This window comes from Flectobacillus sp. BAB-3569, from assembly GCF_002270355.1.
Lineage (GTDB): Bacteria > Bacteroidota > Bacteroidia > Cytophagales > Spirosomataceae > Flectobacillus > Flectobacillus roseus.
The window spans coordinates 26,776-51,372 of the sequence record NZ_NJFZ01000021.1 but is presented as its reverse complement, the minus strand read 5'-3'; the positions used below and the strand labels follow the sequence as shown (position 1 = coordinate 51,372).

Below are 24,597 nucleotides of genomic sequence, written 5' to 3'. Positions count from 1 at the left end.
AGCATCAAGCTGAGATACAAAACAGGAAATATTACGTTTTATATGAACTATTCCGAAATTGATTCGGTTTTTATAATCATTCCCTATAATTTTCGTTCGACAAATTGAAGGCTATCAGGAATTATGGAGTGGTATTTTTTCAAAATGGTAAAGTATAAATAAAACTATCCAAATCAGTAATCAGCTCCCTTTCAGTACCTTTGTGCAAATTCTAATAATACCATGACCCCTAAATATCGGATTATCCTAGCTTCGTTTGTAGTTAGTACTTTATTGATGATTGTCAAATTTGTGGCCTACTACATGACCTATTCAAGTGCTATTTTAACAGATGCCCTCGAATCAATTATCAATGTAGTCGCTAGTGGATTTGCGTTCTACGCTATTTATCTCGCTTCGCAGCCCAAAGACCTAAACCACCCGTATGGTCATGGTAAAATTGAATTTTTTTCTGCTGGTTTAGAAGGCGTCTTAATCGTACTTGCAAGTATCTTTATCATATTTCATGCGGTTCAAAACTTCTTTAATCCTCAACCTCTTTCAGATCTTCCTTTGGGTCTAGGAATTATCATTTCTGGGGTTGTCATCAACTGGTTTCTAGGATATTATATCGAAAAAGAAGGGATAAAATACCAGTCACCTACCTTAATTGCTGATGGAAAACACCTCAAATTAGACGCACAAAGCGGTATTATTTTGATTGCAGCCGTGGCATTGGTGGTATTTACTGAATCTGCTTGGATAGACGGTGTAGCATCTGTAATTTTTGCAGTGTACATGGGTTGGAGTGGCATAAAAATCATGCGAAAATCTATCGGGGGATTAATGGACGAAACTGACCAAGAAACGCTTGAGAAGGTAGTGCAAATATTGAAAAACAATAAAAAATCCGAGTGGATAGATATTCATAATTTGCGTATCCAACACTACGGAGCCGATCTCCACATCGACTGTCATATTACATTGCCTCGTTATTATAATCTCGAAGTGGTACATGCCAATGTTCACGAATTTGAAGATATCTTAGGCGCTGAATTTCAAGGCAATGTAGAAATATTCATTCACGCCGATCCATGTCTCGACGATTGCTGTTATTATTGTAAAGTACAGGATTGTCCTATTAGAAAATTCCCTGTTTCCAAAACTATTGAATGGAATGAAGTCAATTTATCGCTTAATCAAAAACACTTCATTGAAAGCATATAGTCTTATTGCTCTGGCCTTTGTATGTTGTGTTTTAGGTCTAAGCGCGTGTCTCCAAGGTTTTACAACGAGCGCCAGTCAAGTAGATGAATACTACGCTGCCTTACCGCCCAAGCCCGATTTCAGTTATGCAGAATACGAGCATAAGAAAATATATTTTGCTCAATCAACCAATGTTCGTCATAAATTACTGTTCCTCATACATGGCGCACCAGGTGCATGGTTTGGCTATAAAGATTATCTAAATGACTCTTTGTTGTTGCAGAAGTTTAAAATCGTTGCTGCCGACCGATTCGGGTATAACCGATCTGACAGAAAGTTAGCGACCATTGATGAACAGGCAAAAGCATTTTATGAATTGCTAAAAAAATATCCTGACTACGAAATAACGGTGGTGGGACGTTCGTATGGAGCCGCTATTGCTGCCAAACTAGCGATGGATTATCCAGCTTTAGTCAAAAAACTATTTCTGATTTCTCCTGCTTGTGCGCCAAAACTGGAAAAATACTGGTGGTTCTCTAAGCCCGTAAATACTGGATTAGTAAAGTTCTTTTTGCCATCGTATGTAAATAGAGCGAGTGAAGAGAAATTTTCTCATCAAGAAGACTTAGCAAATTTAGAAAAGGATTGGCGTAAAATTCACTGCCCTGTGGTGATTTTACAAGGAGGAAAAGATTGGATTATTGATACGCAAAATGGAGCTTATTTGGATTCTATGATAACTGAAGCACCAAAACAATTTATCTTTCTACCCGAGAACGGTCATTTGTTGACTGAAGAAAGGAAGGATTTGATAAAAGATTTGTTATTAAAACCGTAGACTTTAACTAGTAAAGTCTACGGTTTTGGAGACTATTTCACTTCTTTCAATTGTTGTAGAGCCGAAAGCTGTTTCATCGTTTTTTCCATTCCTTCAGTTGAACCATCTAAGAAAATAACATTTCCTTTTCCTTGTTCAGCGAAATGCTTAATGGCTTCAGTCCACATAGAGAATAAAATGAGTGAAGCATCTAATTGGTTATCTTTCATTACTTTAGCAGACTCTGCCATCCCTTTAGCTACTTCCTCACGGAACAACGCAACCCCTTGTCCACGCAATTGTGCTGCCACTTTTTCGGCTTCAGCCGCAATACGAATGGCATTTCCTTCTGCCTCTGCAGCTTTTGTTTTGGTAATTAACAAAGCCTGACCTTCATTTTCAGCAGCAGCTTTTAAGTTATTTGAAGCCACAATCTGTGCCATCGAGCGCATAATTGCTTCATCAAAAGCAATGTCATTCAGTTGTAAGTCAATCAAATGATATCCCCAAGTTTCGAGGGTGTTATCGATATGCTCCTTTACCTGAATCACAATTTCGCTTCTCAGACCAAGTACCTCAGCTTGGCGCTTAGTTGCCACCAATGCACGAATAGTACCTTCAATCGTACGAATCAAAGCTTGCATAAATGAGCGCTCATCCATAAACTTAAAGGCCACATTTTTAATAGTTTCCTCCTCTTGGTTCATTACGGCATATACCAACATGGCTTTGAAGTTCACATTGGCTTGATCGGCAGTAATAGCTTGAAATTCGAGTTCAATAGAACGACTTTGAATTGAGATTTTCTTGAAAATTGCTTCAATAAACGGAATTTTAAAGTTTAGCCCTGGTGTCATGATTCGCTGGTATTTACCAAAAATAGTCACCACTGCAACAGTTCCCTGATTGACCACCGCAAACGAAAGTGCCAAAAGAGGAAAGGCAATCACTAATAAAACAAGTAAAAACGACATAGTTGTAAAGTTATAGGTTAAAAAAACAGCATACTCGGACGAATATGCTGTTTCAATTTTACAGAAAAAATACCAAAGTCGATAATAATATTTCAAATTTATGCGCCTTTTATGCTTCCCATACCTCCATCGACCCCGATTATTTGACCAGTAGTCCATGACGAAAGTTCACTTAATAAAAAGGTAGAGATACGTGCTATGTCATCTGCGGTACCAACTCTTCCTAATGGATGACGTTTGTTTGAAGCTTCTTTTTTCTCTTCAGTTGATAGTAAATTTTTGGCTAAAGGGGTATCCGTCAACGATGGAGCCACACAGTTGACACGAATTTTCGAAGGAGATAGCTCTGCAGCTAACGATTTTGTTAAGCCTTCCACTGCTCCTTTCGATGCCGCTACCGAGGCATGAAAACCCATTCCTATTTTGGCTGCCACTGTACTAAACAATACGATTGAAGCGCCATCTGCTTTCTTGAGTTTTGGCAATACCGCTTGAATCACAGCAACTGCACCAACCACATTTATTTGAAAGTCATTTTTAAAATCGTCTGTAGACAACCTGTTTATAGGTTTCAAATTAATCGTACCGGGGCAATATACCAATCCATCCAATGATTCTGGTAATTGACTAAATACCGAAGCATCCGGAGCACTTGCATCCCAAGTCAAATGAATAACTCCTTCAACTTTTGGGGTATTTCTAGAGGCAGAAAAAACTTGGTGTCCTTCTCTCTGCAATTGCGAAGCGATTGCCTCACCTATTCCTGAACTAGCACCAATCACTAAATAATTCTTTGTCATATTTTGTGGAGTATTTTTGTAAATATCTTAAACAAAAAAAGGCATTTAAAGTATAAACTTCAAATGCCTTTTTTTGTTTTAATTTCAATTAATAAGCGCGTTTCTTATTAAGTACTAACGCAAAATAAGATCTATTTTATGTGATTTAGACACGAGGCAATCGGCAAAAAAACATATCTATAGTTACTAAAAACATTTTAACCCTCTTTGCCTTGTGCCTGTTGCCTGTTCCCTAAAACACATAACTTCAATCAAATTTTGCACGGATACTTATATTCCTATATACTTCAAAAACTCCTGACGTACGCTTTCTTCCTGAAATTTACCGCCATAATAGCTAGTTACAGTCGATGAAGTATCATCTTTTACGCCACGAGAGGCAACGCAAAGGTGTTTTGCATCTATCATAACAGCGACATTTTCAGTTCCTAAAATCTCCTGTAAATCTTTGGCAATTTGTACTGTCAAACGCTCTTGTACTTGTGGGCGCTTAGCATAATGCTGAACAATACGATTAAGCTTAGACAAGCCAACTACCTTACCTTCAGCGATATAAGCCACATGAGCCTTACCAAAAATTGGCACAAAATGATGCTCACAGTTTGAGTAGAAGGAAATATTTTTTTCCACCAACATTTCATTGTATTGATATTTGTTCTCAAACAATGCAATAGAAGGTTTATTTTTAGGGTCTAAACCACTGAATATCTCCTTAACATACATTTTAGCTACACGTTTTGGCGTACCTTTCAATGAATCATCCGTCAAATCTAGTCCTAAAGTTTCCATGATTTGTCTGAAATGATATTCGATTTGAGCTATCTTTTCATCGTCGCTCAACTCAAAGGCATCAGCACGCATAGGTGTATCCACAGAAGTCGAAATATGATCATCGCCAATTTCTTCATCTGTTAGCAATAATTTTCCATTATTATCCAACAGGGTATTCAACAAAGTTTCGTTCTGTCTCATATAATCTGATTTTAATATCCAAGTTTGGGTTTAGTTTGTTTCTGAGAATGTCATAAATAACAATAGCAATATTCTCTGCAGATGGATTAAGATCTTTAAACTCCTCAGTATCAAGGTTTAAGTTTCGATGATCAAATCGATCCAAGATTTCAACCTTTATAATATCGCTCAACACCTTCATATCAATCACATAGCCAGTTTCAGGATCTAATTCTCCAATCACTTGTACAATCAATTCGTAATTATGACCATGAAAGGTTGGATTATTACATTTACCGTAAACTCGCTCGTTCTTCTCATCCGTCCAATTAGGATTATGAAGGCGATGTGCGGCATTAAAGTGTTCTTTGCGGAACACCGCCACTCGCTTTGTACTCATTGTAATTTTGCTAATTTAAAAGTGAATTTAGAGACAAATGGACATATCGGGCAGGACACATCCCGAGCTTTCGCTCTCTTTGAAACAAACTATATTTTATCGGGGATTTAGTCATCAAGTTTAAAAGTCGTCTGAAAGGTTGTCAGCAACACTCTTAAACTAAATCGGCGAGTAGTTCTTTCATTAAGTCAAACTTTAAGTTTGAAGAAAAGGTTTCGATTTTGTTTAAAATAATTTTAAAAACATTAAACAAAAAGGCTTTCATCTTGAAACATAAAATGGTTTTGTTTGACCCTATAAATACCAAACACATAAATGATTGAGATTGTTCAATGTGATGATTAAATGTGATTTTGTATTTACTAATTCAAAGATACAAAGGAATTGTATCATTATAATAATTTTACCAAAGGTTTGGATGTCGGAGTATATATATAGAGAATTTAGTTTTTGTGCCTAAGGCTTTCAGGTATCAGCTTTCGGCGATGAGCTTTGAAAAAAAGCATATCTGTGGTTATTTTAAACATATTAACACTCTTTGCCTTGTGCCTGTTGCCTAGTGCTTGAACACATAAATAAATCTCTTACTGCACGATTACTTAAAAAGGGTTTTTACTAAACTGATTCACAAACTCCTGTTTATGAATCAGTTTACTTTTAAGTCAAAACTTACACGGAAACCGAAATTTGGGGATATTAGAGTTTTTTAATTAGTTTAGTTAAAAAATCAAAACTATTCCTAAATTTGCGGTAATATATTACCTCGCTTTTGAGGCTTAAGCAACACTATTTTTAAAAATATATTGCTACTTTCATCGAGCATTATTTATATGGCAAAACTATTAATCATGGCAGGCGGGATGTCTTCTCGCATGAAAAAAACAGACGGCAATTCAAATTTGGATGAAAAGCTAATCGAACAAGCAAATACGCTTCCGAAAGGAATGATTGGCGTGGGAAAAGACGGTCGTCCGTTTATGGATTATCTTTTATACAATGCTCATCGTGCTGGATACAATGAAGTTTTGATTTTGAAAAATCCTAAAGATACTGTTACACAACCTTATTATGACCAATTGGTGGCAGATGGAAAAGCTTGGGGATTTACTTTTAAATTCGCTACTCAGCAAATTGCCCCTGATCGTGAAAAACCAGCGGGTACTGCTGATGCAATTCAGCAAGCATTAGAGCAAACACCCGAATGGAAAGGCGAACGTTTTACCGTTTGTAATTCAGATAATCTTTATTCTGTTTCTGTACTTACACTATTGAAAGATGCGGAAATCCCGAATGCGGTAGTTTCTTACAACGCCGATGCCTTAGGTGTGGAGCCAGAACGTATGAAAGCTTTTGCTATTATCAAAACTAACGAAGATGGTAGTTTGGTAGAAATCTTGGAGAAGCCAAACGATGAACAAATTGCTGAAGCAAAGCGTGTTGCTGGTCAAATTGGGGTAAATATGAATGTATTTCACTTCAACTATGATGATATTTTGAAATATGTGCAGTCTGAGCCTTTCAACCCGATTCGTAACGAACGTGAGTTGCCAAGTGCGGTTACTCGAATGGCAAAAGAAAACCCAGGTTTAGTAACCACTGTTCCTGTAGCCGAAAATGTACCCGACTTGACGTCTAAAGGTGATATTTCCTTGGTTCAAAAATATTTAGTTGATGAATTTGGTGATTTCTAAAATATTCAGCCTGAATTCATAACCTTCCTACCCCGACTGTTGTTATAGAAACAGTCGGGGTATTTTATTGTCAATCTACCAATAAGCCCTAAATTTGTGCAGTCAATAGTATTGGCAAAAAATCAAATTTATATTTTAGCTCGTTATGTCGAATAACTCTCAAATAGTAAACCTTATCGAAAAAGGAACCAAATATTGTACTTCTCTTACCGAATATAAACGTCGCGAAACAATCTCTGTGAACATTGGAGATTTGTGGATGGGCTCACAATATCCAATTCGTATCCAATCTATGACTACTATCGACACCATGGATACCATCGGTTCGGTTGAGCAAACACTCAGAATGGTAGAGTCGGGTTGTGAATTGGTACGTATTACAGCACCTTCTGTAAAGGAAGCGCAAAACTTAGAGAATATTCGTAAAGAACTTCGTAATCGTGGTTGTAATGTTCCATTGGTCGCAGATATACACTTTACACCTAATGCAGCTGAATTAGCAGCGAGATTAGTGGAAAAGGTACGTATCAATCCCGGAAACTATGCTGACAAGAAGCGTTTTGAAACCATTGACTACACCGAATCTTCTTACCAAGCAGAACTCGAACGTATCAGAGATAAGTTTGTTCCCTTGATTAAAATCTGCAAAGAGTACGGAACTGCCATGCGTATTGGCACCAATCATGGTTCTTTGAGTGATAGAATTTTGAGTAGATATGGCGATACTCCACTCGGAATGGTTGAGTCTGCCTTAGAATTCTTGAGGATATGTGAAGACGAAAATTACTTCAATATTGTTCTTTCTATGAAAGCTTCGAATACACAAGTAATGGTTGAGGCTTATCGCTTGCTTTGCAAAAAGTTGAATGAAGAAGGGCTAAAACCTTACCCCCTACATTTGGGTGTAACTGAGGCTGGAGAGGGTGAAGATGGTCGTATCAAGTCGGCTGTAGGAATCGGAACTTTGTTGGAAGATGGTCTTGGAGATACCGTTCGTGTTTCGTTGACGGAAGACCCAGAGTTTGAAGCACCTGTTGCCAAAAGTCTTATCGACAGATATACTAATCGTGCTGAAACTACTACTTTGATACCTGCTTGGAAACCCGCAGACGCACAACTTTCTGAGGCTTTTGACTCTCCTATCAACCCATTCCAACACTTCCGAAGAGCAACAACTGAAGTATCCGTATTCGGTGGACATAATGTTCCAAGAGTAATTGCAGACTACTCGCAGGTAGGTATCAATGAACATGATGATTTGAAACCAATTGGGCATTTTTACTTACCAGCCACGGATAAATGGGCAATGAATGACTTGGGGGCTGATTTTGTTTATACTGGACAGCGTCCTGCTACATTTATGTTGCCGATGGGGCTAAAAGAGATAGTTGACCACAAAATTTGGCTAGAAAAAAATTGTCCAGAAAATTTATTCCCCATGATTTCTCTTGAGGCAATATCGGGCGAAATCAAAACACATAACTCACTGAATTTCATCACCATTAACATAGAGAATCTCAAGTCAGAGTTGATTCCAAGCTTGTCTTCTCTGAGAGATGCTGTTTTGGTAATTTCTACAAATAATACGCACGGAATGCCTGCTCTGAGACGTTTCTTCTTTGAACTCATTAGTCAAGGCATTAAACTTCCTGTAGTTATTTGGCGCCAATACGAAACAATGTCTACTAGTGATTTCCAACTATTCTCCGCTACTGATTTGGGCGGGTTGTTAGTAGATGGTTTAGGGGATGGAACGATACTCTCTGTTCCTCAAGACACCCCAGCTTCAGCGTTTCAAAGTTTGGCCAAAATCTACAATGCAACAGCATTTGGGATTTTGCAAGCTGCCAGAACTCGTATGAGTAAAACTGAGTATATCTCATGTCCTTCTTGTGGTCGAACTTTGTTTGATTTGCAAGAAACTACCGCTATGATTCGCAAAAGAACTGACCATTTAAAAGGTGTAAAAATCGGAATTATGGGTTGCATTGTAAATGGACCTGGCGAGATGGCAGATGCAGATTATGGTTATGTAGGTATCGGAAAAGATAAAATCGCTTTGTATCGCGGACAGCAAGTTGTTAAAAAATCTGTGCATGCAGACCGAGCAGTAGACGAACTTATCGAGCTAATTAAGGAAGACGGCGTGTGGTTTGAGCCTGTTCAAAATCCTGAATTAGCGGATATTCTTTAAAGTTAAAATTCGAATCTTTATGTTAGCCATAAAAATTCACACTCAAATAAATATTGTTTCACAATAGATTTAAAAAGCCATGAGTCGTCTCAAAGATCAATTCAAATTAGGTGAAGCCTTTGGTTATTTTCTAAGAGTTTTCTCAAAACCAGATCCTTCAAAACCAACAAGTTTCAACTTGCGCACGATGCACTTCATCAACAAAATTTCGATTTTGATGTTTTTGGTTTGTTTAGTCGTTATGATTTATCGCGCTTTTATACGCTAGTGATAATTTTATGGATATCGAACAGTTCAGGGAATATTGTTTATCAAAAAAAGGCGTTACAGAAGAACTTCCTTTCGGGCCAGAGACCTTGGTGTATAAAGTCATGGGAAAAATATTTGCTCTGACAGGACTGGATAGTGAGGTTTTTACGGTAAATCTAAAATGTGAGCCTGAAAAAGCAATTTCTCTTCGGGAGGAATTTTCTTTTATTATTCCTGGGTACCACATGAACAAAAAACATTGGAATACCGTTAATTTTGAAAGAACTCCTACGAAGATGGCGACTGAACTCATAGACCACTCTTATGAAATTGTAGCGTCGGGTTTAACCAAAAAACTTCAAGCAGAGTTAGCACAATTATAAACCAATAGCAATTGTTCGTGTACTATGGAATGGTTAGTCCTCTTTTTCTTTTTGCCTTATGTTCTAACATTGATGTTTTTCAATTGGATAGAAGAGAAGTTTATTACCATCAAAAATAAAGAAAAGCTTGAAGATGGTGAACATCTTATTCACCACAGAAAATATAAAGAGGCACTTTCTTTTTTTTCTGAAAAACTAAAGCGCTTTCCAAAATCAGCCAAAGCGCATTACTATCGCTCGCTCTGTAATTTACAGTTGGGAAATTTATACTCGGCATTATACGATATCGAACAATCGTTGAGTTTTGATAATACGGTTGGGGAATCTTATGTTACCAAAGGAAAGATTCTTTACAAGCTGGAAGATTATGATGGCGCTTTTTTGGAGTTTGACAAAGCCGATTGGCATTTTAGAAGTGAAAATCCGATTGCCCTTCGATGGCGAGGTATTGCGAGATACCAATTGGGTCAACGGAAAAACGCTATTGAAGATTTTCAACAAGCCGTACAATTGGGAGATGAAGATTCGGCCTATATTTTGAGGACCAGCTTTGAATACATAGACAAAATCTAAAAAAAAGGTGAATGATATAGAGTCATTCACCTTTTTTGTTTTAATATCTTACAGATTAACGCCCTTTTGCAGCCCAGATTGTAGCCTTCGCTAAAGCAGCTTTATCTGAAGTTCTAGATTTTACAAAATTGCTTAGATAAGCATAGCTTGCCTTATCTGTTTTCGCATCTATAATGGATTCTAATATTTTAATCGCCTCCGCAGATTTACCTTCTCTAAACAATGCAGTGGCCTCCTCGCGGAAGATTCGCACGCCTATAGCTTTTTGAGTTACACCTAGTTTAGCCAAATTTGCTTTCACTTGGGCGATTTTAGCAGATGAATACTTATTTCCCCTACTCGAATAGAGCGAGTACATAATGATATTCTCTGCTGTTTGCTTGACTAAATTTTTATCAAACTTGGCATTAAATTCTGCAAGGTGGTTAATCATGTACACAAAAAGTGGATTCTCATCATCCATAATGGCTTTTTGAAGTACTGCAAAATTTACATTACTTGTGTACTGAGACGTCGGAATAGATTTGGCATAGGTTTTCAAAACAGTAATATTCATCACTGTATCTTTCAAGATGCGAGCCATGTATCCATAGTCAATTAAGAAATTAGTAGTTCTGTTGCCGCTCTGATAAATAGCTTTGTAGGCAGTTGCCCGTTTTTGTGGGTTCATTGCAATCATTGCCGACGAAATAAGCGCTTCAGGTGAGTTGGTATTTTCTCCCATAATAGCAATGTGCATTAATTTTACATCCTTATCAAAAAACAACAAAGTTGGCGTTGATGGAATCCAAATATTTTGTTTTTGTAAAAAACCAGCCGCCTCTGGCGAAGTCATATCCAATTTATAGGAGATATAGTTTTTATTGTAAATATCTCCAACTTGTTGATTCTCGAATGTAGGTTTAAATGCCATACAAACATGGCAAGTGGGTGCATAAGCTTCCAAAAAAACCGCCTTATTTTGGACTTTTGCCAAGTCAAATACGGTTCTTAAATTTCCACCAGAAATAAAATTAACGCCTCTTTGGGCGATTGAAGAAAGACTCAGTAGCAACAAAACAGCGATACTCGGAAGAACTCTTTTCATAGTGCAAGTATTAGGGATATAGTTAAAAACAACGACTGTATTTACCATAAAAAAGCTGATTATGCTGGAGGTTTCCAACATAATCAGCTTTCTAATCTTGGAGAATTAAGCTTGTTGCTGTTGAGCGGCTTTCATTTCCTCCTTCAAAGTTTGACTCAAATCTTTACATAATGCGTCGATTTTGATAGCCATGGCTTCATCGCCCGTAGCACGGATAGCGGCTTCTGCGATACTTCCCATCATCTCGATATAGAAACGTTTCATTTCAAGTACATCCATATCTTTAGTCCATAAAGGCAAAGCAAGTGTTCCTTTGTGGTAGTGATCCCAAACACCAATAAAGATAGATTTTGTTTCCTCAATTCCTTCGTTAGGGTTTTCGGTAGCAGTCCACTGAATTTGTTCAGGAATACTTTGGTCGTCTAATGTTACTTGAAAATTGATTTCTGATTTTTTCATGATAAATTCTTCACTTGCTCACATTTTAGGCAAGTCTGTATATTGGAAAATTAAAGCTTTCAGATGAAACAGCGTTTTCCGCCGAAAAGTTTGCTTTGTGCAAACAAAAGCTTACAACGAATTTAGCACAAAAAACTAGTTCGAACCAAATACTTTTTTGAGAAGGTCTGTCACACGGGCAGCAGGATTCTCACGAATCTTTTGTTCCTCCTGAGCCACCAATACAAATAAACCATCAATTGCTTTTTGTGTAGCGTATCCTTTCAAATCTGGATTTAGCTTTTGTGCAGTAAACGGAATCTTGTTATAAGTAGTCGCAATATCACCATACAATTTGGTTGCTCCTGTCGAATTGATAGATTCCTCCATGATAGGAGCAAATGCTTTAGCCAGTGCATCCGACGATGTTCTTTTTAGATATTGCGTTGCAGCATCTTTATCTCCTTTCAAAATACTCAAAGCATCTTGAATCGTCATTTTACTAATGGCATCCACAAATATTGGCACTGCTTGACCAGCCGCTTTCTCTGCACCTCTATTCAAAGTTGTAATAAACTTATCACATTCACTTCCTAAGCCAATTTGACGAAGCTTCGCTTCCACTTTTTGCGCTTCTGGTGGAAACAATAATTTAATGGTTTGATTACCCAAAAATCCATCAAGCGCACCCGCTTGAGCTGAAGAGTTTTTAATACCAACCGTCAATGCCTCTTTTAAGCCTTTCCCTATTTCTTCAGAAGTGAGCCCTCCTTTACTTGCGTTTGCCAATACATCATTTGCTTGTTTTAAAATATTTCCTAGGTTTTGAGATTGACAACTAGTTACTGTACCCATTAGGCAAATGGCGATAAGAATTCTTTTCATAAATAAGATGTTGTTTAAATTAAGAGAACCAAATAGGTCTCGATTACTTTCATTTTCAGACTTTAAGAGTGAATAGAAGTAACAAAATCTTAGATTTTAACCCTGACTCTTTTAAAATCTTTTGTTTTGTACCTTTTATTTAAACGACAAAAGTGCCGAAAATGTGTAATTTTGAACAAAAATAATGAATTCTTAGCAGGGCTTATCCGAATCAGAGTGGTTTGTTCTCTACAAAAATGAATAAATCAGTTCCAAAAGCATCTTGAACCTTTTAAGCAATGATTAAAGCAGAGATTATTACAATTGGGGATGAAATCCTGTATGGTCAGATTACAGACACTAATACACAATGGATTAGTGCAGAATTGGATAAAATTGGTATCAAAACCGTTCGAAAATCTTCGGTTGGTGACACGGAAGAGGCAATTCTTACTATTTTTTCTGAGGCTTCGAGTCGCGCGGATGTAGTATTAGTTACGGGAGGTTTGGGACCAACAAAAGATGATATTACTAAAAAAACGTTTTGTAAGTTTTTCGGTACTGAATTAGCAGTCCACGAACTAGCTCTAATTGACCTTAAGGCTTTTTTCCAAAAAAGAGGCAGAGAAGTTACAGGACTCAACTTAGGACAAGCCGAATTACCACTAAATGCCACCTATATTCAAAACAAACTAGGTACTGCACCTGGAATGTGGTTTGAACATAATGAGGTTATTTATATTTCGATGCCAGGAGTTCCTTACGAAATGAAAGGATTGATGTCGGATGCAATATTACCAAGACTTCAAGGACACTTTAAAACTCCTACCATCTTTCATCAAATTATTAGAACCGTTGGGATAGGTGAATCTATTTTAGCAGAAAAAATTGCTGACTGGGAGGATGCTTTACCAGAAAACATAAAACTTGCTTATTTGCCATCGATGGGAAGCGTCAAATTGCGCTTGACGGGTTTTGGCGAAAATGAGGAAGATATAAAGACGCAAGTTGCCGCCGAGGTTCAAAAACTTATTCCTATCGTTGAGGAGTTTATTTATGCTCTCGAAGATATCGAATTGGAAGTTGCCGTAGGACGACTTTTAAAAGAGAAAGGCTTCACCGTTTCGACAGCCGAAAGCTGTACTGGAGGATATCTGGCCCATCAATTCACCAAAGTGGCTGGCTCGTCAAGTTATTATTGGGGGAGTATTATTTCCTATGATAATTCGGTCAAAATCAATCAACTTGGCGTAAGACCAGAAACATTAGACCAATTTGGAGCCGTTTCGGAAGAAACTATTATTCAAATGGCAGAAAATGTGCGCCAAAGACTAGGAACAGATTTTGGATTGGCAACTAGTGGTATCGCAGGACCAGATGGAGGATTACCAGACAAACCCGTTGGTACCATTTGGATTGCTGTGGCTACAAAAGACAAGACATTTACTCAAAAGCTACAATTAGGAGGCTTTAGAGAACAAAATATTCATTTAACTTCTATCAACATACTTAATTTATTGAGAAAAGTTTTGAAATAACTGAACAGTTTCGGATTTTCGGCCGAAAATGAGGTTTGAGTACACTCAGTGAACCGAAATTTAGACTTTACAGCCAAAAACAAAACAAAAAACTTACAATTATGGCTCAAATTGAAATTATTATGCCCAAAATGGGTGAGAGTATTATGGAGGCAACCGTGCTATCGTGGCTGAAGAAAGTTGGCGAGCGCATTGAGGCTGACGAATACTTATTGGAGGTGGCAACAGATAAAATTGATACCGAAGTCCCTTCATCGCACAGCGGGATTGTAAAACAGTACTTGGTACAGGAAGGTGATATAGCCGTAATAGGAAAGCCAATCTGTATTATTGAAACTGATGGTGAAGCCAGCTCTGAGCCAGTTTTAGAAACTATCGAAAAGGAAATTGAAGAGATTCAATCGCTTACAGGAATTAATTTAGACCCTACTAATCAGGCGATTACAGAGACAGTTCCTTCAGATACTACTAAGCGTTTTTATTCTCCATTGGTCATGAGTATTGCCAATGAAGAAGGTATCTCAGCACAAGAATTATCTCAAATTGCAGGAACAGGTTCAGAAGGTCGTGTTACCAAACATGATATTTTGGCATACCTCCAAAATCGTAAAAATCCTGTAAATACGGCACCAAAAGCCGCTCTAACTCCTGTGGTTGAGGCAGTTAAAACCGCTCCAATTACGTTCTCTGGTCAGGACGAAATCGTGCAAATGGATCGTATGCGTAGAATGATTGCCGACCGTATGGTTGACTCAAAACGTATTGCTCCGCACGTAACTTCTTTCGTTGAAACCGATATGACCACGGTATCTTTGTGGAGAGAAGGTATCAAAAATAGCTTTAAAAAGGAATATGGTGAAAATATTACTTATACCCCGCTATTAATTGAAGCGGTGGTGAAAGCCATCAAAGATTTTCCAAAAATCAATGCTTCGGTGGACGGTGATAAGATTATTTACCGTAAAAATATCAATATTGGTATGGCGGTGGCCCTACCAAATGGCAATCTAATTGTACCTGTTATTCATAATGCGGATTCTTACAATTTGATTGGTTTGACTAAAAAAGTCAACGATATTACCCAACGTGCTCGTGAAAACAAGCTCAGACCTGACGACCTTGAAGGTGGTACTTATACTATCTCAAATATTGGCACTTTTGGTAATATCATGGGAACTCCAATCATCATGCAACCACAAGTGGCGATTATTGCTTTTGGGGCTATTCAGAAAAAACCATCTGTCATAGAAACACCTCAAGGTGATTTAATTGGTATTCGTCAGAAGATGTTTATCTCTCACTCTTACGATCACCGTGTGGTAGACGGCTCACTTGGGGGACAATTTGTCAAACGAGTTTCTGATTATTTAGAAGGATTCGACCCAAAACGCAATCTTATCTAACAATCATCTAAAAGGTATCTAATCCTCAAAGAAGATGATGCAAAGTATCAAGCTTTGTCCAGTCTTCTTTGAGGATTTTTTCTATTTTGTCAAAGGCAGAACCCTCAAAAATACGCTCCACGCTTCCTCTTTTTAACCACAATATTTTATCACAAATTCCTGTAAGGGTTTCTAGGATATGCGAGGTTAGAATTATGATTTTCCCTTTTTCTTTTAATTTAACAATAATTTCTTTTAGCAAAAAACTGGATTCTAAATCAAGTCCATTAAAAGGTTCATCGAAAATCATTATGGGTCTATCAAGTAACAATATGCTCAGTAATGTCAGCTTTTTTTTCATCCCAGTAGAAAATCCTTCTATTTCTTGAGTCAAAGGTATATCCAGCATTTCTGCCCAAGATTGAAAGTCTACCATTTGTCCATCCTTCACAAAAATGTGAAGATATTCTTGTGCTGTTAAGTGCGGATAGAAATAATTATGCGTTTCGAGCATCGCAATTGATTGCTGACCCAATACTTCATTTTGAAAATGAATTGTCCCATGCTCTGAAGGCAAAAAACCTGCTATTAGATTCAATAAAGTAGACTTCCCTGCACCATTTAACCCTAGGATACCAAGTATTTCTCCGCCCTTTATTTCAAAGGATACATTTTCTAAAACAGGCTTTTCTCCATATGAAAAACTAAGATGATTGACGTTAAGCATAAAAGTAGGTTTGAAGGTTTTTAATAGCTTTTGGATAGAAAACAACAAAAAGTACGATGGAAATAGGGAAAAAATAGGGCAGCAACATTCCCAACAAAATCATTCCAACATACACATTTCCAGATGTGACAGATTCATTCGGGATATAGGATTTGTATTTATTTAAAATCAATACCACAAAATTGAGAAAATAAAAGAACAGTAAAATCAGATACGCCAACCAGTGCTCAGGAAAACGGAATATATACCAAAATACAATTGGTGCGACAAACTTGCCAAAAAGAAGATACTGAGTAAGTATTTTTTCCTTTAAAAATCTTCGAGCGCTGCTATGCTCTAGTTTTAATATCAATAGGCTCTCGCAATGATTGTAACAACCTGCCAAACTAATAGTTACCACCCCAAGTCCAATAAATCCTGCCCAATGCCATACCCCAATTACGATTGTCAACAGATAAAGGCTATATATCCCCCATCCGTTTCGTCGAAAGTGGGCACGCCATTCAAACTGAGAGGGGGGAATCCATGGGTGATTTAATTGAAAACCTTGCCAATTGATTGCTAAATTAGGCTGTAATCTTGCCATAAGTGCAACTATCCCAATGGTTAAACTCCCATATAGCCAATTTTGACTCCAAAGCACATTCCACACAACAAAAGGAATTGAGAACATTTCGTATTCGAAAAGAAATACAAGCCATGTTTTTTCCAAGAAAATTTGTTGCAATAATCGTTTATCTTTCCGGTTTTGGTGAAAAGGAAAATATGAAATAGGAAGAAAAAGAATCCAATAGGGACTTATTTTAGAAATACCAATCAGTTGCAAAAACAAGCCTGACAAAAGACAAACGGCCAGAAAAGTATATATCCAACCTGTTTTTTGAAGAATTGAAATTAATTGTCTATATCTGAGAAAGCAGATCTTTTGTATCACCGCAGCACCATTTTTAAATGAATCTAAATTTATTACTCCTTATGAGTCGCAAAATTGAGGTATAATTACAAAAAAAGGCTACCCAATGGATTGGATAGCCTAGAAAATTTATTCTTTTTCAAAATTAGAATTGCGCATCTGCTGGTTTCACATTCGGACGAATGATTCTCAACCATGTCAAAACTTTAATCACTGGATAAGTTGGGTCGATTTCGTACCATTTTGCACCAAAGTTCATGTTGTTAGGCAATTTGTGGTGGTTATTTTGGAACAATTCACCCATCATCAAGAAATCAAAAATCAATGAATTTCTTGATTTATCGTGGTTATCAAAATTTTGGTATCCATACTTATGACCAGACCAGTTAACAATAGCACCGTGGATAGGTCCCATCAAAAAGTGGATTGGTAATAAAAAGAAGAATGCCCAGTGCATATCGAAGTACACGAATGCAACGATATAAAACACAGAATAAGCAACTCCCCAACCAACGCGTGACATCCAGCTATCGCCTAATTTCTCAATAAAATTTGAGTAAGGATAGTTGTGATCAAAACGTTCTTCAATCTTAGTCTTGCTATTCAAAAGTGCATTGTAAATGTCTTTTGTTTTCCACATCATTGTGAACACGTTACTCGAAAAATGAGGTGAGTGTGGATCCTTCTCGGTATCGCTGAACGCATGGTGCATTCGGTGCAAAATCGCATAAGCACGAGGGCTCAAATAAGAAGAACCTTGAGAAACGTAAGTCAAAAAATAAAAGAAACGCTCCCAGAACTTGTTCATCAAAAACATTTTGTGCGCCGAGTAACGGTGCAAGAAAAATGTTTGGCTAAACAATGACAAATACCAGTGAATGATGAATGCGGGTAATACCAATTGCATGTGTAATAGTTGTTTAAATGTTACAACAAATATACTCTTTGTTGTTCTAAATTGTTTTAATCATTAATTATTCTGACAAATGTCATTTTTCTTACAAATTTAGTCGGGTTTAATCGTATGGTTTTCAGGAAAAGTACAAATTTTATCCTATTAACCTCCTCCATTTACAGGTTATGTTTTTCTAAAAAGAGGTCAAGGCAAACGATAAAAGATTTGCACCCATCTGTAATGCTTTTTGTCGTACTGGCTCGGGGTCATTGTACACAGATTGATCTTCCCAGCCATTGCCTAAATCACATTCATAACTATAAAAACATACTAATCTGCCTTCATAAACTAGCCCAAATCCTTGAGGAGCTTTACCATCGTGTTCATGAACTTTTGGCAAACCATTCGTGAATTTAAACTTTTGGGAATAAATCGGGTGATTGTAGGGCAGTTCCACAAAACTTAGCTCTGGAAATACCTTTTTCATCTCTCTACGAACGAATTTATCGAGTCCATAATTGTCATCAATATGTAAAAAACCTCCACTCAACAGATACTTTCTAAGGTTTCTTGCTTCTGATTCTGAGAATACCACGTTTCCGTGTCCAGTCATGTGGACAAAGGGATAGGTAAATAATTCTGGACTGCCTGGCTCCACAATATCTTCCTCAGGAAAAATATTCATTCGCAAATTACTATTGCAATACTTAATAAGATTTCCAAGCGATGTTTTGTTACAATACCAGTCACCACCACCACCGTATTTCATTTTAGCAATCTTAAAAGATGCTTGAGAATACGCAGGTTTAAATCCTAGGAAAAGTACAATTCCGAGTACAATGCAAGCAAGGTGTCTAAATCGCATCATATTGTCTAAATATCGTAGTTAAATGTACGGATTGTATATATTATTGATTCAATAAATTCGCTGTGTGACAAGCTACTAAGCCTGCTGTTTCGGTTCTCAAACGACTTTCACCAAGACTTACAGGTTTAAATCCTTTACTTAAAGCCTGTTCGATTTCTTCTGGAGAAAAGTCCCCTTCTGGACCAATCAGCACGCAAATGCTTTGTTTTTGCATAGGAATATCTTTCAACAATGTTCTCTCTCCCTCTTCCAAATGCGCGATAACATGAAAGTTAGCTTCTGGAACATTAGCCAAAAAGCTTCTCCAGGTCTGTATTTCATTAATTTTGGGTAAATACGCTTTTAAGGACTGCTTCATGGCGCCAATAGCCACTTTTTCAATTCTTGGTATTTTGATTTCCTTCCTTTCAGAATAACGGGTTTGAATAAAAGATATTTCATCTATGCCTATTTCGACACATTTCTCGACCATCCATTCAATCCTATCTAAATTTTTGGTTGGTGCAATCACCAAATGAAAACGATACGCTTGCTTTCCAAACGCCTGCTTTGTATCCAGTATGCGAAATTCACATTTTTTATCATGTGCCTTGCTTATTTCACAACGATATAATCCCCCTACTCCATCTATTACATGAATTTCATCTCGTTCCTTGAGACGCAACACTTTTATCGCATGACGAGACTCCTCTTCACTGAGTTGTTGTAATTTTTGAATTTCGGGTTGGTAAAATAAATTCATTAAACTTCTGTGTTAAACTTTATATCTTGCGTATTCTATTGACTCCAAACAAACAAGGTCGCAAAAACTTGTTTTTTAGCTTTGCGACCTTGCCTTTTGACCCTGCAAATATTATTCGTCGTGATCAGTTTTGAAAGAATAAAGCGTTGGATCAAGTCTGATGCTTCCAGTCAAGAAATCGTCTACAAACTTAGTTACAACTTCTTCTGAGATTTCATCTACATTCAAACATACGTCGATACCGATACCATATTCAAAATCCTCATCGATTTCGATATGTTCTGACAACTTGATTTCCTCATTCTCTTCCATCTCGTCGATTACTTCAGCAATGAAGATATCCACTTCCTCATCAAGCGCCTCATTAGGTTTGTATTTAGCCGAGCGTTGATCCATAGGCACGTATTTAGGAAATGCCTTTACTGCCTTTTTCTCAGCAGCTTCAAATACGACGCTACTATAATGCAAGCGCAACGTGTAAAGCACAGCATCATAAATTACTTCTTGGCCTTTGTATTCACCTACAAATTGAACATGTACAAACTCTTCAACATTGTCTGGTTCGTCGTTTAGCTCATCTTCGAAGTACACAAATTTTTGACCAGCTTCTTGGCATTCTTGCTTTAATTGAGCGATTTCGGCTGGGTCAAACCCTAAATTTTTTGGTTGTGCCATAATTTTAACTTTAATAGATTTTCTTAATGTTTTGTCAAATATAAGAAAAATGCCCTCTATTTGTGAATAGAGGGCATTAAAATTATCGAATTAACAATAACTCACGGTATTTTGGTAAAGGCCATTCATCATCATCAACAATTAATTCAAGCTTGTCAACACAATAACGAATGTCTTCAAAATAATTTTTGATTTTATCACTGTACATTTTAGCACGTTCAAAAGCATCTTCTAAGTTGTTTGCTTCTTTACGAGCTTCAGTCATTTCATCTACCAATGTAGTTATTTTTGACGTGTACTGCGAAATCTTCTTAATCATCTCTACCGTAGGAGCATAATACTGCGGATCGATACCAATTTCTTTTTGTCCACGAACGTTGTCTACCAATTGAGTTTGGTATTTCAACGAAGTAGAAACTACGTGGTTGATAGCCAAATCGCCCATCACACGAGACTCGATTTGTACTTTCTTCATGTAGTTTTCCAATTCGATTTCAAAACGTGCGTGCATTTCTGTCTCACTGAAGATGCTGTATTTGGTAAACAACTCGATAGCAGAAGGCTCAATATATTTGGCCAATGCTTCTGGAGTAGTTTTCAAATTAGACAGGCCACGACTTGCTGCTTCTTCTACCCATTCGTCAGAATAACCATTACCTTCGAACAAAATACGCTTAGTTTCCTTCACATACTTTTTCAATACCTCTACGATAGCCAATTCCTTCTTAATACCTTTTTCGAGAATCACATCAACTTCTTCTCTAAATTTGATTAATTGGTTAGCCATAATGGTATTCAAAATTGTCATTGGCGATGCAGAGTTCGCAGAAGAACCAACCGCACGGAATTCGAATTTGTTACCAGTAAAGGCAAATGGAGAAGTACGGTTACGGTCAGTATTATCCAACAACAATGCAGGAATTTTATTGATACCCAAACGTAGATACACATTATCTCCTTTTTCTAACTTAATATCGTTCAAGTCAGAAAGATTTTCTAAATCATTCAATACACGACTCATTTCGGTACCTATGAAAATAGAGATAATTGCTGGAGGAGCTTCGTTTGCACCCAAACGGTGTTCGTTACCAGAAGTAGCAATGGAGGCTCTCAACAAGTCTGCATGGTCGTGTACCGCTTTGATGGTATTCACAAAGAACGTCAAGAAACGAAGGTTTTCTTTTGGTTTAGTCGAAGGACCCAACAAGTTAACACCTGTATCTGTTCCTAAAGACCAGTTATTGTGTTTACCAGAACCGTTGATCCCCGCAAATGGTTTTTCGTGGAACAACACTCTCAACTTGTGTTTAGCAGCCACTTTATTCATCAAGTCCATCAACAAAGCATTGTGGTCACAAGCCAAGTTAACTTCTTCGAATGTTGGAGCTACTTCAAATTGAGCTGGCGCAACTTCATTGTGACGAGTACGTACTGGCATACCCAATTTCAAAGCCTCCAATTCAAAGTCTACCATAAAGGCGTTGATTCTTGAAGGAATCGATCCAAAATAGTGATCTTCTAATTGCTGACCTTTTGCAGGTGAGTGACCAAATACTGTACGACCTGCCATCATCAAGTCTGGACGAGCATTATACAATGCTTCATCTACCAAGAAATACTCCTGTTCAGCACCTAAAGTAACTGTTACTTTTGATACATCACGGCTGAAGTATTCATTCATTACTTTAGTAGCCGCCTTGTCGATTAACTCAATTGATTTCAACAAAGGAGTTTTGTAGTCTAGCGCTTCACCAGTATAAGAAACAAATACAGAAGGAATACAAAGCGTGGCAGTTCCAGCTGTGTTTTCCATAATGAAAGCAGGAGAAGAAGGATCCCAAGCAGTGTAGCCACGAGCTTCGAAAGTAGAACGGATACCTCCATTCGGGAATGAAGATGCATCTGGCTCTTGTTGAACCAAAGCACTACCTTTAAATTTTTCAATTGCTTTACCTGTATGAGTCACATCAAAAAATGCGTCATGTTTCTCAGCGGTAGTACCCGTCAATGGTTGGAACCAGTGAGTATAGTGTGTAGCACCTTTTGAAAGTGCCCAAGATTTCATCGCTGCTGCTACCTCATCGGCCGCCTCACGGTCTATCTTCTTCCCATCTTGGATAGCATTGGTAATTTTGAGATATGCTTCTGGACTAAGGAGCGAGCGCATCACTTCGTCATTAAAAGTATTACTGCCATAAAAGTCAGTTACTTTTTCAGTAGGCACTTTAACAGGGACAGTCTGGCGTGACTGAGCCAATTCAAGAGCTTTAAATCTTGCTATTGCCATAATTTGAAAATATGAATTTTGGTTGACAAAATTGTTTGCAATCCAAAAATAGACAATAGATTCATAAAAACAATCAGGATTTTTTCAGAAACCCGTATAAATACCCTAATCTGATTTTAGTATTTCTCCCAAATCTAGTTTATTCTACATACAGTATATGTACACTAATTGCATTTTTACCTTAAAACAAGTTTAAAAAACATCTACTATTTCGAAAAAAAATGAAAAAATCAGCAATTAAGGCTTAAGTACAAACTATCAAATGATTTCAAAATAAAATCTTTTAAGAAAAAATTGTATTTTTCTAATAAATATAGAAAATATTTTGCATTTTTCTTTTATCGCAAAATTATATCTTGTACTTTTGGATATCACAAAATATAATTCGCATTACGAGGAATATTAGCATTTATACAGATAGTATTTTTTACTTAAAACTGACGAATGCAAACAATCGAGTTAAATTTTAAATCTTTTTTTAAATTTTTTTTGTATTTTTCTCATAAACTAGTTTATATTTGTACCAAGAATTACGAAATAATTAACCAATCAATAAAAATCAGTTAAATTATCATGGCAAAAGCAAAACTTGAGTATATCTGGTTAGATGGATACAAACCAACTCAGAGTCTACGTAGCAAAACTAAAATTGAAAACAATTTTAGCGGAAAATTAGAAGACTGCGATATGTGGTCATTCGACGGTTCATCAACAGAGCAAGCTCCAGGTGGTTCTTCTGACTGTTTATTGAAACCAGTATTTATTTGCAATGACCCAGCTCGTAGAGATGCGTACTTGGTAATGTGCGAAGTTTTGAACGCTGACGGTACTCCACACGAATCTAACGGTCGTGCTACTATCGAAGATGATGATAACGATTTCTGGTTTGGTTTTGAGCAAGAATATTTCTTGTGGAACTTAGAAACTGACAAGCCTCTTGGCTTCCCAGCTAACGGTTATCCAGCTCCACAAGGACCATACTATTGTTCAGTAGGTGCTAAAAATGCTTACGGTCGTGATATCGTTGAAGAGCACTTAGACATCTGTTTGGACGCTGGTTTGAACGTTGAAGGTATCAACGCTGAGGTTGCTGCTGGACAATGGGAATTCCAAATCTTTGCTAAAGGTGCAAAAGAAGCTGGTGACCAAATCTGGGTTGCTCGTTATTTGTTGGAAAGATTAGGTGAGAAATACAACGTAGCTATCAACTGGCACTGTAAGCCACTAGGCGCAACAGACTGGAACGGTTCAGGTATGCACGCTAACTTCTCTAATACTGTATTACGTACTTGCGGAAGCAAAGAAACTTACGAAGCTATTTGCGAATCATTCCGTCCTTACGTTGCAGAACACATCGCTGTATATGGTGCTGACAACCACTTGCGTTTGACAGGTAAGCACGAAACTCAGTCGATCGACCAATTCTCTTTTGGTGTATCTGACCGTGGTGCTTCTATCCGTATCCCAATCGCTGCAGTTGAAAAAGGTTGGAAAGGCTGGTTGGAAGACCGTCGTCCAAACTCTGCTGCTGATCCATACAAAGTTGCAGCTCGTATCATCAAAACTGTTAAAACTGCTAACGTTTAATCAGCATAATGATATATCTGAAGCCCACCCAAAAGGTGGGCTTTTTTATTTGTGTCCACTTCCAAAATATTTATAAAATGAACGTACCTTTGCTGAAAAATATATAGGCCGTGTTAGAAAGATTGTACTTTTTAGTGAGATATTACCTGTATTGGATTATCTACTTTATCATCAGCAAAGAGGTTTTCGTTCTTTATCATTTCAATAAATTCCATGCACTCGATACTTGGACTCAAGTCAAAATCTTTTGGGTTGGGCTTCGTTTGGATGCTTCATTTGCTGCTTACCTAAGTATTTTACCATTTACTTTATTGGCATTTTCAATAAACCCAAAAATTCAAAAGTCAATTTTTAGCTTTGTAAAATACTTCACCTAT

At 37.3% G+C, this 24,597-nt stretch carries 24 protein-coding genes; 10 read left to right on the top strand and 14 right to left on the bottom strand.

What is annotated here, in order from left to right; genetic code table 11:
- Positions 1-222: 222 nt before the first annotated feature.
- Together BWI92_RS19780 and BWI92_RS19775 are read left to right on the top strand one after the other, a co-directional pair.
- Positions 223-1,206, top strand: coding sequence for a cation diffusion facilitator family transporter (locus BWI92_RS19780; RefSeq protein WP_095166033.1), 984 nt, complete (start codon positions 223-225; stop codon positions 1,204-1,206).
- Entirely contained in the window at positions 1,157-2,023 is an 867-nt protein-coding gene (locus BWI92_RS19775; RefSeq protein ID WP_095166030.1) for an alpha/beta fold hydrolase, read from the top strand. The genes BWI92_RS19780 and BWI92_RS19775 overlap by 50 nt, the downstream gene beginning before the upstream one ends.
- Positions 2,024-2,055: 32 nt before the next feature.
- Here the strand turns inward: BWI92_RS19775 and BWI92_RS19770 are convergent, their stop codons facing one another.
- From BWI92_RS19770 to BWI92_RS19755, 4 genes are all read right to left on the bottom strand, one after another.
- Positions 2,056-2,976: an SPFH domain-containing protein gene (locus BWI92_RS19770; RefSeq protein WP_095166100.1), complete on the bottom strand. Its 921-nt coding sequence runs from the start codon at positions 2,974-2,976 to the stop codon at positions 2,056-2,058.
- 98 nt (positions 2,977-3,074) lie between these two features.
- The gene (locus BWI92_RS19765) at positions 3,075-3,776 is read right to left on the bottom strand and encodes an SDR family NAD(P)-dependent oxidoreductase (protein ID WP_095166027.1); all 702 of its coding nucleotides are present in this window, start codon (positions 3,774-3,776) and stop codon (positions 3,075-3,077) included.
- 270 nt (positions 3,777-4,046) lie between these two features.
- Entirely contained in the window at positions 4,047-4,748 is a 702-nt protein-coding gene (gene folE, locus BWI92_RS19760; RefSeq protein ID WP_095166025.1) for a GTP cyclohydrolase I FolE, read from the bottom strand.
- Positions 4,708-5,127 carry a 6-carboxytetrahydropterin synthase gene (locus tag BWI92_RS19755; RefSeq protein WP_095166024.1) on the bottom strand — a complete coding sequence of 140 codons (420 nt, stop codon included), beginning with the start codon at positions 5,125-5,127 and terminating at the stop codon, positions 4,708-4,710. The genes folE and BWI92_RS19755 overlap by 41 nt, the downstream gene beginning before the upstream one ends.
- An 830-nt stretch (positions 5,128-5,957) precedes the next feature.
- Here BWI92_RS19755 and BWI92_RS19750 point away from each other — a divergent pair.
- The 5 genes from BWI92_RS19750 to BWI92_RS19730 all read left to right on the top strand — a co-directional run bounded on the left by BWI92_RS19750 (position 5,958) and on the right by BWI92_RS19730 (position 10,217).
- Complete coding sequence (locus BWI92_RS19750; protein WP_095166021.1) at positions 5,958-6,818, top strand: sugar phosphate nucleotidyltransferase; 861 nt, start codon at positions 5,958-5,960, stop codon at positions 6,816-6,818.
- 145 nt (positions 6,819-6,963) lie between these two features.
- On the top strand, positions 6,964-9,012 hold the full coding sequence (gene ispG, locus BWI92_RS19745) for a (E)-4-hydroxy-3-methylbut-2-enyl-diphosphate synthase (RefSeq protein WP_095166019.1): 2,049 nt from the start codon (positions 6,964-6,966) through the stop codon (positions 9,010-9,012).
- Positions 9,013-9,091: 79 nt separating this feature from the next.
- Positions 9,092-9,280, top strand: coding sequence for a DUF6728 family protein (locus BWI92_RS19740; RefSeq protein WP_095166017.1), 189 nt, complete (start codon positions 9,092-9,094; stop codon positions 9,278-9,280).
- A 10-nt stretch (positions 9,281-9,290) separates the two neighbouring features.
- The gene (locus BWI92_RS19735) at positions 9,291-9,644 is read left to right on the top strand and encodes an MmcQ/YjbR family DNA-binding protein (RefSeq protein WP_095166015.1); all 354 of its coding nucleotides are present in this window, start codon (positions 9,291-9,293) and stop codon (positions 9,642-9,644) included.
- A 24-nt stretch (positions 9,645-9,668) separates the two neighbouring features.
- Positions 9,669-10,217 (top strand): tetratricopeptide repeat protein, encoded by a 549-nt coding sequence (locus tag BWI92_RS19730; RefSeq protein ID WP_095166013.1) that lies wholly within the window; start codon positions 9,669-9,671, stop codon positions 10,215-10,217.
- Between the two features lie 55 nt (positions 10,218-10,272).
- Here the strand turns inward: BWI92_RS19730 and BWI92_RS19725 are convergent, their stop codons facing one another.
- The 3 genes from BWI92_RS19725 to BWI92_RS19715 form a co-directional block, all read right to left on the bottom strand.
- Complete coding sequence (locus BWI92_RS19725; RefSeq protein WP_166577773.1) at positions 10,273-11,304, bottom strand: DUF255 domain-containing protein; 1,032 nt, start codon at positions 11,302-11,304, stop codon at positions 10,273-10,275.
- Positions 11,305-11,409: 105 nt separating this feature from the next.
- Positions 11,410-11,763 (bottom strand): gliding motility protein GldC, encoded by a 354-nt coding sequence (gldC, locus tag BWI92_RS19720; RefSeq protein WP_095166009.1) that lies wholly within the window; start codon positions 11,761-11,763, stop codon positions 11,410-11,412.
- A 135-nt stretch (positions 11,764-11,898) separates the two neighbouring features.
- Entirely contained in the window at positions 11,899-12,627 is a 729-nt protein-coding gene (locus tag BWI92_RS19715) for a DUF4197 domain-containing protein (RefSeq protein ID WP_095166006.1), read from the bottom strand.
- A gap of 278 nt (positions 12,628-12,905) precedes the next feature.
- Here BWI92_RS19715 and BWI92_RS19710 point away from each other — a divergent pair, with 278 nt between their 5' ends.
- The gene (locus BWI92_RS19710) at positions 12,906-14,144 is read left to right on the top strand and encodes a competence/damage-inducible protein A (protein WP_095166003.1); all 1,239 of its coding nucleotides are present in this window, start codon (positions 12,906-12,908) and stop codon (positions 14,142-14,144) included.
- 101 nt (positions 14,145-14,245) lie between these two features.
- Positions 14,246-15,547, top strand: coding sequence for a dihydrolipoamide acetyltransferase family protein (locus BWI92_RS19705; RefSeq protein WP_095166000.1), 1,302 nt, complete (start codon positions 14,246-14,248; stop codon positions 15,545-15,547).
- A 25-nt stretch (positions 15,548-15,572) separates the two neighbouring features.
- Here the strand turns inward: BWI92_RS19705 and BWI92_RS19700 are convergent, their stop codons facing one another.
- From BWI92_RS19700 to BWI92_RS19670, 7 genes are all read right to left on the bottom strand, one after another.
- On the bottom strand, positions 15,573-16,298 hold the full coding sequence (locus BWI92_RS19700; RefSeq protein ID WP_141234847.1) for an ATP-binding cassette domain-containing protein: 726 nt from the start codon (positions 16,296-16,298) through the stop codon (positions 15,573-15,575).
- Positions 16,246-16,839: a hypothetical protein gene (locus BWI92_RS27055; protein WP_141234846.1), complete on the bottom strand. Its 594-nt coding sequence runs from the start codon at positions 16,837-16,839 to the stop codon at positions 16,246-16,248. The genes BWI92_RS19700 and BWI92_RS27055 overlap by 53 nt, the downstream gene beginning before the upstream one ends.
- A 472-nt stretch (positions 16,840-17,311) precedes the next feature.
- On the bottom strand, positions 17,312-18,073 hold the full coding sequence (locus BWI92_RS19690) for an acyl-CoA desaturase (RefSeq protein WP_095165994.1): 762 nt from the start codon (positions 18,071-18,073) through the stop codon (positions 17,312-17,314).
- 181 nt (positions 18,074-18,254) lie between these two features.
- Positions 18,255-18,929 (bottom strand): DUF4159 domain-containing protein, encoded by a 675-nt coding sequence (locus tag BWI92_RS19685; protein ID WP_374761193.1) that lies wholly within the window; start codon positions 18,927-18,929, stop codon positions 18,255-18,257.
- Positions 18,930-18,969: 40 nt separating this feature from the next.
- Positions 18,970-19,671 carry a 16S rRNA (uracil(1498)-N(3))-methyltransferase gene (locus BWI92_RS19680; protein ID WP_095165989.1) on the bottom strand — a complete coding sequence of 234 codons (702 nt, stop codon included), beginning with the start codon at positions 19,669-19,671 and terminating at the stop codon, positions 18,970-18,972.
- A 111-nt stretch (positions 19,672-19,782) separates the two neighbouring features.
- The gene (locus BWI92_RS19675; RefSeq protein ID WP_095165987.1) at positions 19,783-20,346 is read right to left on the bottom strand and encodes a hypothetical protein; all 564 of its coding nucleotides are present in this window, start codon (positions 20,344-20,346) and stop codon (positions 19,783-19,785) included.
- 82 nt (positions 20,347-20,428) lie between these two features.
- Complete coding sequence (locus BWI92_RS19670; RefSeq protein ID WP_095165985.1) at positions 20,429-22,633, bottom strand: glutamine synthetase III; 2,205 nt, start codon at positions 22,631-22,633, stop codon at positions 20,429-20,431.
- Positions 22,634-23,206: 573 nt separating this feature from the next.
- Here BWI92_RS19670 and BWI92_RS19665 point away from each other — a divergent pair.
- Entirely contained in the window at positions 23,207-24,220 is a 1,014-nt protein-coding gene (locus BWI92_RS19665) for a glutamine synthetase beta-grasp domain-containing protein (protein ID WP_095165982.1), read from the top strand.
- The last annotated feature ends 377 nt before the right edge of the window (positions 24,221-24,597 follow it).

Coding starts and splice junctions, on each gene's coding strand:
- BWI92_RS19750 (WP_095166021.1), top strand. CDS start 5,958: ATGGCAAAACTATTAATCATGGCAGGCGGGATGTCTTCTCGCATGAAA.
- BWI92_RS19665 (WP_095165982.1), top strand. CDS start 23,207: ATGGCAAAAGCAAAACTTGAGTATATCTGGTTAGATGGATACAAACCA.
- BWI92_RS19675 (WP_095165987.1), bottom strand. CDS start 20,346: ATGGCACAACCAAAAAATTTAGGGTTTGACCCAGCCGAAATCGCTCAA.
- BWI92_RS19710 (WP_095166003.1), top strand. CDS start 12,906: ATGATTAAAGCAGAGATTATTACAATTGGGGATGAAATCCTGTATGGT.
- BWI92_RS19705 (WP_095166000.1), top strand. CDS start 14,246: ATGGCTCAAATTGAAATTATTATGCCCAAAATGGGTGAGAGTATTATG.
- BWI92_RS19740 (WP_095166017.1), top strand. CDS start 9,092: ATGAGTCGTCTCAAAGATCAATTCAAATTAGGTGAAGCCTTTGGTTAT.
- ispG (WP_095166019.1), top strand. CDS start 6,964: ATGTCGAATAACTCTCAAATAGTAAACCTTATCGAAAAAGGAACCAAA.
- BWI92_RS19725 (WP_166577773.1), bottom strand. CDS start 11,304: ATGAAAAGAGTTCTTCCGAGTATCGCTGTTTTGTTGCTACTGAGTCTT.
- BWI92_RS19685 (WP_374761193.1), bottom strand. CDS start 18,929: ATGATGCGATTTAGACACCTTGCTTGCATTGTACTCGGAATTGTACTT.
- BWI92_RS19765 (WP_095166027.1), bottom strand. CDS start 3,776: ATGACAAAGAATTATTTAGTGATTGGTGCTAGTTCAGGAATAGGTGAG.
- BWI92_RS19690 (WP_095165994.1), bottom strand. CDS start 18,073: ATGCAATTGGTATTACCCGCATTCATCATTCACTGGTATTTGTCATTG.
- BWI92_RS19775 (WP_095166030.1), top strand. CDS start 1,157: ATGAAGTCAATTTATCGCTTAATCAAAAACACTTCATTGAAAGCATAT.
- BWI92_RS19780 (WP_095166033.1), top strand. CDS start 223: ATGACCCCTAAATATCGGATTATCCTAGCTTCGTTTGTAGTTAGTACT.
- BWI92_RS19680 (WP_095165989.1), bottom strand. CDS start 19,671: ATGAATTTATTTTACCAACCCGAAATTCAAAAATTACAACAACTCAGT.
- BWI92_RS19755 (WP_095166024.1), bottom strand. CDS start 5,127: ATGAGTACAAAGCGAGTGGCGGTGTTCCGCAAAGAACACTTTAATGCC.
- BWI92_RS19770 (WP_095166100.1), bottom strand. CDS start 2,976: ATGTCGTTTTTACTTGTTTTATTAGTGATTGCCTTTCCTCTTTTGGCA.
- BWI92_RS27055 (WP_141234846.1), bottom strand. CDS start 16,839: ATGGCAAGATTACAGCCTAATTTAGCAATCAATTGGCAAGGTTTTCAA.
- BWI92_RS19670 (WP_095165985.1), bottom strand. CDS start 22,633: ATGGCAATAGCAAGATTTAAAGCTCTTGAATTGGCTCAGTCACGCCAG.
- gldC (WP_095166009.1), bottom strand. CDS start 11,763: ATGAAAAAATCAGAAATCAATTTTCAAGTAACATTAGACGACCAAAGT.
- folE (WP_095166025.1), bottom strand. CDS start 4,748: ATGAGACAGAACGAAACTTTGTTGAATACCCTGTTGGATAATAATGGA.
- BWI92_RS19730 (WP_095166013.1), top strand. CDS start 9,669: ATGGAATGGTTAGTCCTCTTTTTCTTTTTGCCTTATGTTCTAACATTG.
- BWI92_RS19715 (WP_095166006.1), bottom strand. CDS start 12,627: ATGAAAAGAATTCTTATCGCCATTTGCCTAATGGGTACAGTAACTAGT.
- BWI92_RS19735 (WP_095166015.1), top strand. CDS start 9,291: ATGGATATCGAACAGTTCAGGGAATATTGTTTATCAAAAAAAGGCGTT.